We start from the raw sequence: 13,535 nt of genomic DNA on the forward strand, positions 1-13,535 counted from the left end.
CAAAAAAAGGAGCTTGATAATGAGTAAATTATTTGATGAAGTACGTATTGGGAATTTCAACTTAAAGAATAGAATAGGTATGGCACCTATGACCAGAAGTCGTGCCTTAGAAGACGGGACACCGAGTGACTTAGCAGTTGAATATTACGGTCAACGAGCATCAGTTGGTTTAATTATCAGTGAAGGTACTCAACCTTCTGACGACGGTCAAGGCTATACAAACACACCGGGTATATATACTAAAGCTCACATTGATGGTTGGAAGAAAATCACTTCAAAAGTTCATAGTGAAGGCGGTAAACTGTTTATTCAACTGATGCACGTTGGACGAGTCTCTCATCCTGACAACACACCACATCACCGTCAAGCTGTTGCACCATCAGCTATTGCACCGAATGTGGAAATCTTCACGGCAGAAGGAATGAAGGAAATTCCTACACCGAGAGAGTTAACAGAAGGAGAAATTAAAGAAGTCATTAATGAATTTCGTTTAGCAGCACGCTCAGCCATTGAAGCTGGAGCAGATGGTGTTGAAATTCATGGTGCTAACGGTTACCTTATTCAACAGTTCTTAAGCGAAAATGCAAATCACCGTCAAGCTGCATATGGTGGTTCTATTGAAAATCGTTCGAGATTTGCGATTGAGGTAGCTAAAGCAGTAGTTGAAGAAATAGGTGCAGAACGGACAGGTATTCGTTTTTCCCCACAAGGAACATTGAACGGGATAGAAGAAGGGGAAACAAATATTAATATGTATCGTTATTTAATTGCGGAGTTAGATAAGCTTAATCTTGCCTATCTTCATGTCATGCACTTTGGAAATGAACCATTAGTACAGGAAATTCGCGAATTATGGTCGCAAGCTCTTCTTATTAACCGACCAGGACGCCCTTTAGAGCATTTAGAAGTAGACGTAGATAGTGAAGTGGCTGATGTTGTTACCGTAGGAACTTGGTTAATCTCAAACCCTGATTTGGTGGAACGTTTAAAAGTTGGCGCACCATTGAACGAACCTGACCGAAATACAATGTATGCTGGCGGTGCGGAAGGATATATCGATTATCCTTCCATGAAACAATAACTGGCATATAAACAGCAGGAACAATTAATGAAACTTTCCCATATCTATTCAAGTCTTGGGGAGTTTCATAATGTTTGCGTTAAAAGAGAATGATGAAGTTTCAGGATATCTTGTTTTACAATAAAATCAGGAATTCACTAGTAATTAATGTAGAGAGGCAGGCGTTTTGGCGTGAGAGCATTTGTAATAGAAGGATATAAAAAGGATCCTACTTTTATTGAACGACCAATGCCCAAAATAAGAGATAATGAGGTTTTAGTGGAAGTACATGCAGCGAGTATAAACCCCCTTGATACAAAAATACGTAAGGGCGAATTAAAACTTTTGTTGCAATACGACATGCCTTTAACGTTAGGTAACGATTTTAGTGGAACCATTATCGAAGTTGGTAAAGGGGTAACCAAATTCAATGTGGATGATGAAGTTTACGGTCGTCCTCGTTCAGAAAAGATGGGTACATTTACAGAAAATCTAACTGTTCATGAAGCAGATATTGCTTTAAAACCAAAAAACCTTAGTTTTGAAGAAGCAGCTTCTATCCCTTTAGTTGGACTAACTTCATACCAAGCTCTTCATGATATATTGAGTGTGAAAAACGGTCAAAAAGTTCTCATTCATGCTGGCTCAGGCGGCGTAGGAACTTTTGCTATACAACTAGCAAAAGAAATGGGAGCGTATGTTGCAACGACTTCTAACGAAGGAATTGAATTAACCAAATCACTTGGAGCAGATAAAATCATTAATTATAAATCTGTGAATTTCGAAGACGTCATAAAAGATTATGACGCAGTAATTGATAGTGTTGGAGGTGAAACATTAGAGAAGTCATTTTTGACAGTAAAAAAAGGGGGTAAAATTGTTTCTATCGCTGGAACTCCAAATGGTCGTTTTGCAAAAGAAATGGGACTTGGTCTAATTAAGAAAACAATTCTCTCATTAGTCAGTTCAAAAATAACTGGATTGGAAAAAAAGTATGATATAAAATACACCTTTCTTTTTATGAAACATAGTGGGCAACAGTTAGAAATTTTATCAGAACTTTTAGAAGCAGGAACAGTGAAACCAACAATTGACCGAGTGTTTCCTTTTGAAGAAGCTAAACATGCGTTAGCGTATACAGAGACAGGTAAAGCTAAAGGGAAAGTAATACTTAAATTAAGGTGATACTGAGTATCTGAATAAGCACCACACCAAAAAAGATACCTTACTAATAGAAATGTTCTTCAACTAACCGGTGCTTGTAACAAATGGCGTGGAGGACATTATGGTTCCTACCGAAAATAGTTACATTCTTGCTCAACAACTACCTGACGCACAGCTTATCATTTACCCAGATGCTGGACATGGACACCTGTTCCAATATCCCAAACTGTTTGCCGAACATGTAAAGCTCTTTCTTGACGTGTAATCTCAGATTAGTTCAGTCAAAATTACAATCGAGCTGCACTCTAATGGATATCCCCAGCTGCATCGTTGAAAATACACTTAAAAGTTAATATTTATTATTTAGGAGGTGTGGTTAATGAATCACTTAGAAAACTTAAAGAACATGATGGCGGGTGAAATACCTGGCCCCCCAGTTGCACAAGTACTTGGTTTCAAGGTTGTAGAAGTTAAAGAAGGTAGAGTTGTTATAGAAATGGAAGCTTCTGAAAGATTGCATAATCCGATGGGCACCCTACATGGTGGGATACTTTGTGATATAGCTGATGCTGCGATGGGATATACCTTTGCAAGTACGCTTGCTGATGACGAAGTTTTTACGACAGTGGAAATTAAATTAAATTTCCTTAAACCTATATTTAATTCGAAACTTCGAGCTGAAGGGGAAATTATTAAAAAAGGCACCACAGTGGGATTGCTGGAATGTCATATATATGATGAAAAAGAAAGTCTTGTTGCTCACTCAACTAGTACTTGTATGATTTTAAAAGGAAATTCTGAACAAAAAAGAGAAAAGAAAGGATATGGTGAATAAAATGAATAGTTTTCAAGCAATGGTGTTAGATAAACTGAATGATGATACGAAATTAGAAATCAAACAATTAAGTATAGACGATCTTCCAGAAGGGGAAGTAACTATACGAGTAGCATATTCCAGTGTGAACTTTAAAGACGGTGCAGTAGCCATCCTAAACAAGTTCGTAACCTCCTACCCTATAGTACCAGGAATCGATTTAGCTGGAACGGTTATTGATTCAAAAGATGAACGCTTTACAACAGGTGATGAAGTCATAGTGACTAGCTACGAATTAGGAACAGGACATTTTGGTGGATTTAGTGAAATCGCACGCGTACCAGCAGAGTGGGTTGTTCCTCTTCCAAAAGGTTTATCTTTAAAGGAATCCATGATTCTTGGAACAGCTGGATTTACAGCAGCGTTAGCAGTGCAAAGACTTGAAGATAATGGATTAGAACCTAGTCATGGACCTGTATTGGTAGCAGGTGCTACTGGAGGAGTGGGCAGTATTGCTGTAAATATCTTAGCTAAAAAAGGCTATGATGTTGTAGCTAGTACGGGCAAATTAAATCAAGAACAATATTTGAAAGGATTAGGAGCAAAACAAATCATTCATCGTGATGAAATTGTAGATAACGACCAAGCGCCAATGCGTGAAGAAAAATGGTCTGGAGCTGTCGACCCAGTAGGCGGTAAAACGCTTCAATACATTCTAAGTTCATTGAAGTATGGCGGATCTGTAGCTACATGTGGTTTTACAGGTGGGATGGAGGTTTCCACAACCGTTTTTCCTCCTATCTCAAGAGGTGTTAATTGGCTTGGCATCGACTCGGTTCAATATCCAATGAAAAAGCGTTTAGAAATTTGGAATCGTTTAGCCGATGATTTGAAACCAACGACGTTAAATGAGGAAATGGTCAATGAAGTCTCATTAAAAGAACTGCCAGAACTATTAGGTGCTATTTTGCAAGGAAAAGTACGTGGAAGAACGCTTGTTAAACTATAAAAGGATACAATTCACAAAAAAAACTTATGAACTGACCAAGTAATAAAAGATATATATATGGAGGCGTTGAAAAGGTAATGGCTTTAACCTTTTTCAGCGCCTCCATATAAAATAATATTTAGTCTGCCAATGATAGAAGCGAGAAACATCCCAAAAGCGATTTTGTTTTTTTACAACTAATTTTAAAAAAAGGCTGGGATTAAATGACTTCAATTTCGATTTCTTCTTCCAAAGATGATAGCAAGGTGCCCTTTCAAGAGAAAAAGATCATTTTAATTATGAGTTTTACCATCTTGCTGGTGGTAATGAACACAACAATGTTTAATGTTGCATTGCCCTCTATAATTAAAGACTTTTCCTTAAATTCATCAACAGCGTCGTGGCTCGTTTCCGGTTATTCAATCATGTTTGCCATTGCATCATTGGCTTTTAGCAGATTGTCGGACTTTATCCCCATCTCTAGGCTTTTATTTTTGGCAATTAGCATTTTAGGAATTGCATCCATTATCGGCTTTTTTTCCAATCATTATGTACTCTTATTAGGAGTTCGAATTGTTCAGGCTGCCGGTGGTGGTGGAGTTATGGGATTGGGAATGATCATGGCTGGGCGCTATATACCTCTTTCAAGGCGTGGAAGAGCGATGGCAATTATTTCTTCTACTGCTTCTTTGGCATTTGGGTTAGGGCCTGTAATAGGGGGAGTCATTACTCAATACTTGGGATGGAATTATCTTTTCGTTGTCAGCGGCATTTCGGTCCTCTCCATTCCATTCTTCCAACAGCTGTTGCCGAAAGAAGTTCTTCAAAAAGGACACTTCGATCTGTTTGGTGCAATTCTAACGGGACTTGGTGTTACAGGTCTATTACTTTTTCTATCCACATTTTCATATGTTATTTTAATAGGGACAGTTGTTCTATTTGTGGTGTTATGGAGATATCTTAATAAGATGGAAGAGCCGTTTATTCCGCCAATACTCCTTAGAAATAAGCAGTATACAAAACTATTGTTTATAGCTTGTGCAGCTTTTTTTATAAATTTTGCAAATCTTTTTTTAATGCCTATTATGCTTACAACTGCATTCAGACAAGGACCAATAGAGGTAGGAATGATCATTTTTCCAGGAGCTATTATTGCAGTGATTGCTGGACAATTTATAGGGAAATTAATTGACCGCTTTGGCAATATGCCATTAATTATTTCGGGGCAATTGTTTTTATTAGGCGCGACCATCCTATTCGCATTGTTATCTACCATCAGCCCTTATTTTGTACTTGCGGCATATATGTTCGCGAGTGTTGGTTTTACATCACTTTCAACGAGTATCTCTAACGAGGTAACGAGGATCCTGCCAATGACCCAAATCGGTTCTGGTATAGGAGTCGCCCAATTAATTCAATTTTTCGGTGGAGGGCTTGGAGTCACAATGTCTGGATTATTATTAGCACTTCAAGAAAGTTTATCTTCAGAAATTATTTATAGAAATATTTATATTTGCTTTTCCTTTGTTATAATTATAGCTGTTTTAATATATGGTTTATATTATCGAAGAGCTAGGTTAAAGCAGCCAAAGTTAACTTCATCATTACTTGAATGAAAATAATACAGTCATAAAGTAATTCAGCTAGAATTTTATTGAAAAGCCCACATGTTAACCAGGTGAGCTTTTGTGTATGATTTATTTAACAGGTGCTTTAGGTTAAAGAACGTGGTGCTTATTCAACTAACGGGTGCGTTAGTTAAATATTCGCTTACCGAAATAATCAATCTTTATTACAAAAAGCCCTATAAAGGAATAAAAAATAGCCACTTTTTGAACAATCTTTGTTCAAAATAGGGGCTATGATTTTCTATTAGAATCAGCATTTGTAGCTGTGTATTAATCAATCTTTATTCCAAACCAACAAAAGCGCTAAGTAAATTGAATTTTGGCCACATTGATTCATTTGGTTATTAACTAACTTTTATTTTACTAAATAACAGCATTACATCGAAGTTGTACAACCATTTTACAGTGCTGTTTTTTTGGATTGAAAATACCTTTGTGATTGTACACCTAAATTAAAAACCGCTGCCAATGCGACAAATATCCAAATATTTACCTGTACGTTATCTATTTGAATTGGTGTATTGAACAGCATAAAAATATAAATGGTAAACATCGATGATGTAAAGCATGAAAGAATGAATTGACCATTTAATGAATTGACCATAATAACACCCCTTTATGTTAACTATACTCACAGAAATGTTAACACATTAATAGTGGTATATAAATTCCAATATTCAAAAAATGGGGATTTTTTAAATAGAACAGTTAGTGTTTTCTATAGGAATGTCAAAATATTTGTTATAGTGTTTTGAGCTATTAGCGTTAAAAGTTGTATTACAATAATATCAAGTTATATTGTGTAGATATTCGTTAATTGTTAAATCCTTTTTACATACCCCACAAAGAATGGCTATGTGGGTGGGGTTCTGTATTAAACAGAGACGCTTTTCACTAACGGGTGCTTTACTTCAAGAAGTAGAAAACCTTTTTTCTTATTAAACTAACGGTGCAGTATTGAACAAGAAAAATTATAAAAGCTACTGTATAGAGTGTCAGTAATCAGTGATTGGGGTAGTGATGTGGGGAAGAAAATATGGTTATAAATTAGTTTAGTTCTGACAGTCGTCCTAATATAGTGGATAAATAAACCAAGCAATGACACAACCGTTTAATCCATTCCCCAACACTTCTATATATTTTGTAACCTACACAGTATTCTAATTTATGAGATTTTAAATGCACTAATGTGTTTTTTTTGTAAACATGTTGGTGGTACCCGATTTCTGCGTATGAACCTTTTTAAATATAGGATCATTTAGATAGAAGGTAGACCATTTGGGATTGGGAATTTAATAAAACCAGTGATAAAAAGTAATAGAAGAGATACATTCTATTTCTTAAATGGAATATTCAACAATTCCGGAACCGTTACAAACTCGTAGCCTTGCTTTTGCAGTGCCGGGATAATTTGGTGAAGCGATTCGATTGTATTGGTTCGATCTCCACTTGATTCTGCCCCATCGTGCATGAGAATAATCGCCCCGGGATGAATGTTGTCTAATACATTCGAAGCAATAACTTCCGGCGGGTCTTCCTTCCAATCCAACGAATCAACCGACCAGGCAATCACGTAATAGTTCATTTTGCCAAGCTTTTCGACTAATTCATTGTATAAGAAGCCATATGGTGGTCTAAATAATTTTGTCCGGTAACCAATAATGTCGTTAAGAGCCTCTTCCGTTCTAGTTACTTCCCGCTCTAGGGTTTTGAGGTCGGATTCTTTGACAAGGTTAGGATGGGAGTACGTATGGTTCCCGATTACATGACCCCTGTTTTGAACTTGCTTTACAATTTTAGGATTAGCAACGGCTTTTGAACCTAACATGAAGAATGTTGCTGGTACATTGTACTGGTTTAATACATCTATTACACCATTTGTAAAACGTGGGTCAGGACCATCATCAAAAGTTAAAGCAACTCGTTTTTGATCGGTAGGACCTTTTAAGAAAAATATATCTGGATACCGTTGTTGTAAAATTCGCAGGTCAACAGGCTGCTGACGTTCCCGCCCGGGATTTTCAGATCCTCTTTTAAGTTCAGGAAAATTTTCTTCCGGATTATCTCGTATGTCCTCTTTCAACCATTGCCGCGATACATTTACCAAGGGTTCCTCATTCGCATAAACAAGTATGACATCTGTTATATGGAAACAAAATAAAAACCCGGCAACCAACAACCACTTGAATATTCGTTCTTTCATCCATTCATCTCCTTTTAATATTAATACCCGTTTTAATAGGGATTATTTATTCAAAAAGAAGAAAAACAGTTTCCATTTTTCCAGAATTATTTTTGAGTATTGCAATCTTACTTGAAATATGAGTTAATTTAATTCATTTTCCAGTAAATCCAATTTAATCGTGATTGGTTACTTACTCGTTCGAGGCGGTACTCACATTATTGTCTATGCGAAAGTACTCGAAGTAGCTACGGGGATAGAGGTGGGGAAGAGGTTTTTACTTCGCGCCTTCTTTTTTGCCTCTTCTATAATTACACCACGGTGAAGTGTATCATAAGTAAGTTAAGGAGATTTTAGTTAGATATATAAGCATTTTTTATACCTTTTTGATTTAGCAAAGCAGCTTCATTTACAAAGCAATCTGTATTTTAAACAAACAGGTGATGATCCAGAACATTTATGGGCAGTTCAGGACAAAGTCACTAACTATCTTATGGAGGAATGTAATCTTTACATGAATGAATACGATTTATTTTTGGAAAAAAATAATTTATCTCGTGATACTTCTCGCAAAATAACAGAGCAAGTAAAAAAAGAAGTTGGATTTAATGAAAACTATGAATCCAGAGAGCCCTTTGAAGATCTTATATCTTATTATGTCACGGGAGGCACACAGTAAAAATATAGAATAAATAAAGTGAAAGGAAGGACCAAAGTGAAAAAGGACACTAAATTAGGGTTATTTCTTTCATTGGTTGTATTAATTGGTTTTCCAGCTTCCTTTGCAGCGGGATTTATGGGTGTACGGATAGCTATTAAGCAGATAAAAAAAGAACGGAAAAGTGCTTAATCGTTCCCACCGATTCAAACATTATCCAGCTAAATGGGCTTTAATTTCAGAGTAATAAAGCATTAATCTTATTCGACTAACGGGTGTTTCGTATTATAAGGTTAACCAGTTTTTACTGGTTGACCTTATTTTTATAGGATTTAATATATCAGTAGCCAGGGTAGGACGTACGGGTGCGTGGGACAATGATCCCGTGAACTAAACTGTCCACCCCCTACTTGTAGAAACATGTTTGAGGCTTGTTGGGACATAGATCTCGTATAACAAGCGAAGACTGATAAAGTGCTTATTAAGCTAACGGGTGCTTTACTTAAAGAAGGAGTAAAGCCTTTTTTCTTATTGAACTAACGGTGCAGGTTAGTGGAAGAAGCAAAAGGGTTCAGAAAGGGAGAGGTTATGTGGATTTAAAAATATTAGCATCAGAAATAGCAAATATCTATGAAGCATCTGAACTAAAGCGTTTAACTTTTTTAAATAAGCATTTTCCATTTCTAAATGCTTGATTTTTGCTTGTAGGGCTTCCATTGAGTCTTCTTGGCTGGAATTGATTTTTGTTGTTCAACTTTTTTCGTTTCTTTTTTCATGGATGGACGCTCCTTTTTCTTTGGTTCTAGCGAGTCCAATCCTTTTGGCTTAAGCAACTGATCCCACCGATAAATGATACTCGAAGAAGAAATATTAAATGTTCTTGCCGTTTCTAGAAAAGACGTACCTGTTTCATTCATATAATTAAGTACGTCTAGTTTAAACCCAGATGAGTAGCTTGTATAGCCTTTCTTAAACCCTTTTTCACCCTGTGCTTCAAATAATTTCACCCAAGTAATGACTTGAGATTTAGCTACGCAAATGCTTTCTGCAATATTTTGATAGCTTTCGTTTCCAGTTAAATAGCGTTCCACCGCTTGTAATTTAACTTCTACTGTATATTTAGACATAAAAACACCCCGTAAATGTTAGTTGGTGTCTAACATTTACGGGGCAGTTCATTTCGATGGTCTATTTTTACGTTCAAAAAATCAAGTATATTTCGGTGATCCATTGTGAAATGTTACATTTCAACTAACGCAGTAGGATAGTTGAAGATCAATTACGGTGAACAGTATCATAAGTGAATGAGGTTTTTTAATTAGACTTAAAGATCCTATATTTGATTGTTAAATCTAAACTCCCACTTCTTAGAAGCAAAAAATTACATTTTAAATATGAGTAAGCAGTATTTGTTAAAAGAAGTATAAAAGAAAAACTAAACGTCCTTGATACTTCTTTTTTCAATTTCTAGGCATGAAAAGATTTTGGTTCTTCTGGATATACAATAGGAAGCATGCCATACGTTTGTTGCTTACCTTTTAAGCTGACTTCTTTTGTTTTTGATCTAAACGATGACTGAAGAAAGTTAGAAGACTTGCACAGACTGCAATTATCCCACCGACCCAAGTTACATTCATTAAATTCCCTTGATGGTATACAATTCCGCCTAATGCAGAACCAAAAGCGATACCTACGTTGCTTGCCACTGGCATAAGTGAAGCAGCGAGACCTGTTGCTTTTGGCTGATAGATTCCTGCGAGATCTATTAAATAAAGCTGAGTAGATGTTGTTAAGAGTATGGCCATTAACGACATCAACCCAATGTTTGCCAGACCTAAGATAAAATGATTTGTAGTCCAAAATAAACTTGTCAGAACAACTGCTTGCACGAGAAAAACAATCCGAAGTCGACCGATTGCATTGTGGCTGGCAATTTTACCTGCGAGGATGTTGCTAAAAATCGAGATAAATCCGTAACCAAATAAGATTAAACTATTTGAATGATTTGGTACTTCCATTCCCTTCAAGATGGGAACAAGGTACGTAAAGACGGTATAAGTTGCGCCAAATCCGAGAGCAGGAATGAAAAAAGCCATCAAAATTCTTGGATTGGTCATTAATGAAAACTGATCCCGTATCGAACTGCGTATTTGGCTGAGTCTATTTGGCAAGATGAAAAAGGCTGCAAAAAATGCCAATCCTCCTAGGAAAGTAGTTAACACGAAAGTGGCATTCCAACCGTACGAATCGGCGATGACAATACCAATTGGCACTCCAACGACATTTGCAAGTGTGAAACCACCGAAAACGAATGATATAGCAATTCCGCGTTTTTTAATTGGCATGGTTTCACTTGCAACAATCATAGCCAGAGAGATTAATACTCCTGTTACAATCGCTGTCATAATCCGAAGTGAAAGGAGCGTGATGTAGCTTGTCGAGATTATACACAAAGCATTCAGGACGATGAAAGAACCAATCAAAAACAACATCCATTTACGCTTTGGAAAATGACTTGTTGCTGACATTACTAGTGGTGTGGCGATGGCAAACGTAATTGCAAACGCAGAAACGAGTGTGCCTGCTTTGGCATTTGTTATTTGAAGGCTCGAGGAAATATCGGTTAAGATTCCGACAATAACAAATTCGCTTGTCCCGAGAACAAATGTTAATAAAGAAAGTGTTAAGATGAGCAACCAATGTCGCTTGGATAATTTTGTGGGGTGCATAAATACCTCTTTTCTTAGATGAATGTAAATGTGTCAGATAGTAGATACAGGACCTAAACATCTTACCATAAAATATTTTTTCGAGAAAAACCTTTTCTTATCAAATAGAAGATAATGGATTACCAGGTCCGACAATGCAAAGGGAGTTAGCAGAAAACTATTTAAGAAAGCACATTAATGTTGATAGTGCTATTGTAAGCATTAGGTATTAAGAAAATTAGTAAGTAAAACCTGACTTAGTAATATCACGGTGAGCAGTTGCATATTGGTCGTTGGGATCGGTGTAAAAACAATTGCTTTTTTAAAAAAAATGTTATTTTCACCGTTTTGCTTGGAAATTCATATTGGGTAATATGTTATTCAACTAACGAGTGCTATTATGCTAACGAGGCAGGTGTGCGGCCGAGCCTAGGTCGTATCATATAGTGGGTGGGATTCCCGTCGAGAAAGGACTAGCCATTCACTCATAGCGAGTCTTGGAGGGCTAATGGTAACATTAGCCTTTAAGCGTAGACAGTTAGGTGGCGGGCCGAAAGCCAACTGGTTGAAGGGATTGAGCTCCAAAATGTTAGTAATTCGAGAGGGCTGATGCCTTAAGCACAGCAGAAAGCTACATTTTATCCATCGTTAAAGGCAAGAAGGATAAAACCTCTCTGGAGTCAGAGACCTTGGCACGTCACACATGGATATGATACGGCAACTCGGGAGACCCTACCGGTCTTTTCTTCTTATAGAAGAGTATGGTGTACAAGTGATAATAAGCAAGGAAACCAAATGCCGTCGTAGGGAGTCGGATAGCAGCGTAGTACCAATGAAGTTGTTAATGCCGATGGAGGAAAGGCTGCTACCAAGTTATCACCCTTATTAGAGACACATTTACTGCACACAGAGGTAGAGATAATAAATGTAAACTGAACTATTAAGGATAGCAGAATAAGCAAAATCTGATCGAAAGAGATTAGGTACATCTTGTGAATGGTGACTTGGAGGAGCCGTGTGCGTAAATAGCGCAAGCACGGTTCTGTGAGGGGGGAGAAACACAATCTAGCGTAAGGAGAGAGGTTCTCTTCTACTCGACTACTTCAAGTAGGGGTAAAGCCTTTTTTTATTGAACTAAAGTGGCAGTTTTGTTGAACAAGCTCTAATACACCATCGACCAAACTTGTGTAAAACCACTATGTTAAATTATATAAAGTTATGGATGGCTAAATATTCATGAAAAATTAATAGGTTGGTGGTGAAATCAAATATTAGTTTCATTTTATATTCTAATGGTAACGGGTTATTATATTTACTTTGTTTTTATACAGTCAGAAAAGAAAAGGTAAATTAAGAAAGATTACTTTTAACCAATTTGTAATTGCGTGCCTAATTTCTATTGGGTCAATGATTTTAACAATTGGATTTTTGAGCCTAATTGGATAAAAGGAATGTAGAGACGTTTTTCACTAACGGTGTGCTTCAGTTAAAAACATTGGTTGCAAGGGCAGCTCTTTTTTCTTATTGAACTAACGGTGCAGTTTAGTTGAAGAAGCAGGTGAATCGGGAATGACATCGAAATAGTTAATATTAAGAAAAGTTATTCAAGTAACGGGGTTAATGTAAGAAGAATTGCAGGAAATCATATGCAATAAGTAGAAATATTTACTTAACAAACTATGTAAGGAGATAATACTTTGAACATTTTAACTATGATTCTAAGTTATTTAATTGGCTCAATCTCATTTGCTTTAGTAATAGGTAAAATGTTTTATAAGAAAGATATTCGTGATTACGGTAGTGGTAATCTTGGTGCAACTAATGCTTATAGAGTTTTAGGCATAAAAGCAGGAGTAATTGTTGCAATTGCTGATATATTAAAAGGTACATTTGCTTGTTTACTTCCCCTAATACTTGGTTCTACAGTTAACCCTATTGTATGTGGTTTATTAGCCATATTAGGGCACATATTTTCTGTTTTTGCTAGTTTTAAAGGTGGAAAGGCTGTTGCGACAGCAACTGGAGTTTTCTTATTTTTGACTCCTTTAGGTGTTTTTGTTGGTTTTGTTGTGTTTGTGTTAACTTTGCTATTTACTAAGTATGTAGTATGTATCACTAAGTTCAATGTTGGCTAGTATAGCATTATTCATTTATAGTCTTATATTTGAAGATAAAGTTATCATGGCTCTTTCTCTACTAATAAGTGTATCAATAATCATTCTACATCGACAAAATATAAAGAGAATTGTAAGTGGAACAGAGAACAAAATAGTTGAAAATTAGTGTTTACTTGTTAAGCTAAAAATACATTGAATATCCGTAAATTTAATAAA

At 36.3% G+C, this 13,535-nt stretch carries 12 protein-coding genes and 2 pseudogenes; 10 read left to right on the forward strand and 4 right to left on the reverse strand.

Going from position 1 to position 13,535, the window contains the following annotated elements; translation table 11 throughout:
- Positions 1-19 precede the first annotated feature (19 nt).
- The 6 genes from ACN6MX_RS06060 to ACN6MX_RS06085 all read left to right on the forward strand — a co-directional run bounded on the left by ACN6MX_RS06060 (position 20) and on the right by ACN6MX_RS06085 (position 5,642).
- Positions 20-1,081, forward strand: coding sequence for an alkene reductase (locus ACN6MX_RS06060; protein ID WP_419961746.1), 1,062 nt, complete (start codon positions 20-22; stop codon positions 1,079-1,081).
- A 171-nt stretch (positions 1,082-1,252) separates the two neighbouring features.
- Positions 1,253-2,245 carry an NADP-dependent oxidoreductase gene (locus tag ACN6MX_RS06065; protein ID WP_419961747.1) on the forward strand — a complete coding sequence of 331 codons (993 nt, stop codon included), beginning with the start codon at positions 1,253-1,255 and terminating at the stop codon, positions 2,243-2,245.
- A 70-nt stretch (positions 2,246-2,315) separates the two neighbouring features.
- Entirely contained in the window at positions 2,316-2,489 is a 174-nt protein-coding gene (locus tag ACN6MX_RS06070) for an alpha/beta fold hydrolase (RefSeq protein ID WP_419961748.1), read from the forward strand.
- A 114-nt stretch (positions 2,490-2,603) separates the two neighbouring features.
- Entirely contained in the window at positions 2,604-3,059 is a 456-nt protein-coding gene (locus tag ACN6MX_RS06075; RefSeq protein ID WP_419961749.1) for a PaaI family thioesterase, read from the forward strand.
- A 1-nt stretch (position 3,060) separates the two neighbouring features.
- The gene (locus tag ACN6MX_RS06080; protein ID WP_419961750.1) at positions 3,061-4,047 is read left to right on the forward strand and encodes an acryloyl-CoA reductase; all 987 of its coding nucleotides are present in this window, start codon (positions 3,061-3,063) and stop codon (positions 4,045-4,047) included.
- Positions 4,048-4,250: 203 nt separating this feature from the next.
- On the forward strand, positions 4,251-5,642 hold the full coding sequence (locus tag ACN6MX_RS06085) for an MFS transporter (protein ID WP_419961751.1): 1,392 nt from the start codon (positions 4,251-4,253) through the stop codon (positions 5,640-5,642).
- Between the two features lie 412 nt (positions 5,643-6,054).
- Here the strand turns inward: ACN6MX_RS06085 and ACN6MX_RS06090 are convergent, their stop codons facing one another.
- A complete protein-coding gene (locus ACN6MX_RS06090) occupies positions 6,055-6,258 on the reverse strand; it encodes a hypothetical protein (protein ID WP_419961752.1) in 204 nt (67 codons plus the stop codon).
- A gap of 729 nt (positions 6,259-6,987) precedes the next feature.
- Positions 6,988-7,857, reverse strand: a complete 870-nt coding sequence (locus ACN6MX_RS06095; protein WP_419961753.1) for a polysaccharide deacetylase family protein — start codon at positions 7,855-7,857, stop codon at positions 6,988-6,990.
- Between the two features lie 160 nt (positions 7,858-8,017).
- On the opposite strand from ACN6MX_RS06095, the pseudogene ACN6MX_RS06100 reads away from it, so the two are divergent.
- The 3 genes and pseudogenes from ACN6MX_RS06100 to ACN6MX_RS06110 form a co-directional block, all read left to right on the forward strand.
- A pseudogene (locus ACN6MX_RS06100) lies at positions 8,018-8,107 on the forward strand (manganese catalase family protein); the annotation flags it as partial.
- 243 nt (positions 8,108-8,350) lie between these two features.
- Positions 8,351-8,515 (forward strand): hypothetical protein, encoded by a 165-nt coding sequence (locus tag ACN6MX_RS06105; protein ID WP_419961754.1) that lies wholly within the window; start codon positions 8,351-8,353, stop codon positions 8,513-8,515.
- 36 nt (positions 8,516-8,551) lie between these two features.
- The gene (locus ACN6MX_RS06110) at positions 8,552-8,686 is read left to right on the forward strand and encodes a hypothetical protein (protein WP_419961755.1); all 135 of its coding nucleotides are present in this window, start codon (positions 8,552-8,554) and stop codon (positions 8,684-8,686) included.
- A gap of 491 nt (positions 8,687-9,177) precedes the next feature.
- Here ACN6MX_RS06110 and ACN6MX_RS06115 read toward each other — a convergent pair whose 3' ends face one another.
- A complete protein-coding gene (locus ACN6MX_RS06115; RefSeq protein WP_419961756.1) occupies positions 9,178-9,621 on the reverse strand; it encodes a transposase in 444 nt (147 codons plus the stop codon).
- A gap of 411 nt (positions 9,622-10,032) precedes the next feature.
- Positions 10,033-11,223 carry an MFS transporter gene (locus ACN6MX_RS06120; RefSeq protein WP_419961757.1) on the reverse strand — a complete coding sequence of 397 codons (1,191 nt, stop codon included), beginning with the start codon at positions 11,221-11,223 and terminating at the stop codon, positions 10,033-10,035.
- Between the two features lie 1,676 nt (positions 11,224-12,899).
- On the opposite strand from ACN6MX_RS06120, the pseudogene plsY reads away from it, so the two are divergent.
- Positions 12,900-13,485: pseudogene (plsY, locus tag ACN6MX_RS06125) on the forward strand (glycerol-3-phosphate 1-O-acyltransferase PlsY).
- The last annotated feature ends 50 nt before the right edge of the window (positions 13,486-13,535 follow it).

The organism is Psychrobacillus sp. BM2 (genome assembly GCF_048572895.1).
Lineage (GTDB): Bacteria > Bacillota > Bacilli > Bacillales_A > Planococcaceae > Psychrobacillus.

Bases quoted from the DNA above. Each gene is read 5' to 3' on its own strand.
- ACN6MX_RS06060 (WP_419961746.1), top strand. From the start codon at position 20: ATGAGTAAATTATTTGATGAAGTACGTATTGGGAATTTCAACTTAAAG.
- ACN6MX_RS06105 (WP_419961754.1), top strand. From the start codon at position 8,351: ATGAATGAATACGATTTATTTTTGGAAAAAAATAATTTATCTCGTGAT.
- ACN6MX_RS06075 (WP_419961749.1), top strand. From the start codon at position 2,604: ATGAATCACTTAGAAAACTTAAAGAACATGATGGCGGGTGAAATACCT.
- ACN6MX_RS06080 (WP_419961750.1), top strand. From the start codon at position 3,061: ATGAATAGTTTTCAAGCAATGGTGTTAGATAAACTGAATGATGATACG.
- ACN6MX_RS06120 (WP_419961757.1), bottom strand. From the start codon at position 11,223: ATGCACCCCACAAAATTATCCAAGCGACATTGGTTGCTCATCTTAACA.
- ACN6MX_RS06090 (WP_419961752.1), bottom strand. From the start codon at position 6,258: ATGGTCAATTCATTAAATGGTCAATTCATTCTTTCATGCTTTACATCA.
- ACN6MX_RS06085 (WP_419961751.1), top strand. From the start codon at position 4,251: ATGACTTCAATTTCGATTTCTTCTTCCAAAGATGATAGCAAGGTGCCC.
- ACN6MX_RS06115 (WP_419961756.1), bottom strand. From the start codon at position 9,621: ATGTCTAAATATACAGTAGAAGTTAAATTACAAGCGGTGGAACGCTAT.
- ACN6MX_RS06095 (WP_419961753.1), bottom strand. From the start codon at position 7,857: ATGAAAGAACGAATATTCAAGTGGTTGTTGGTTGCCGGGTTTTTATTT.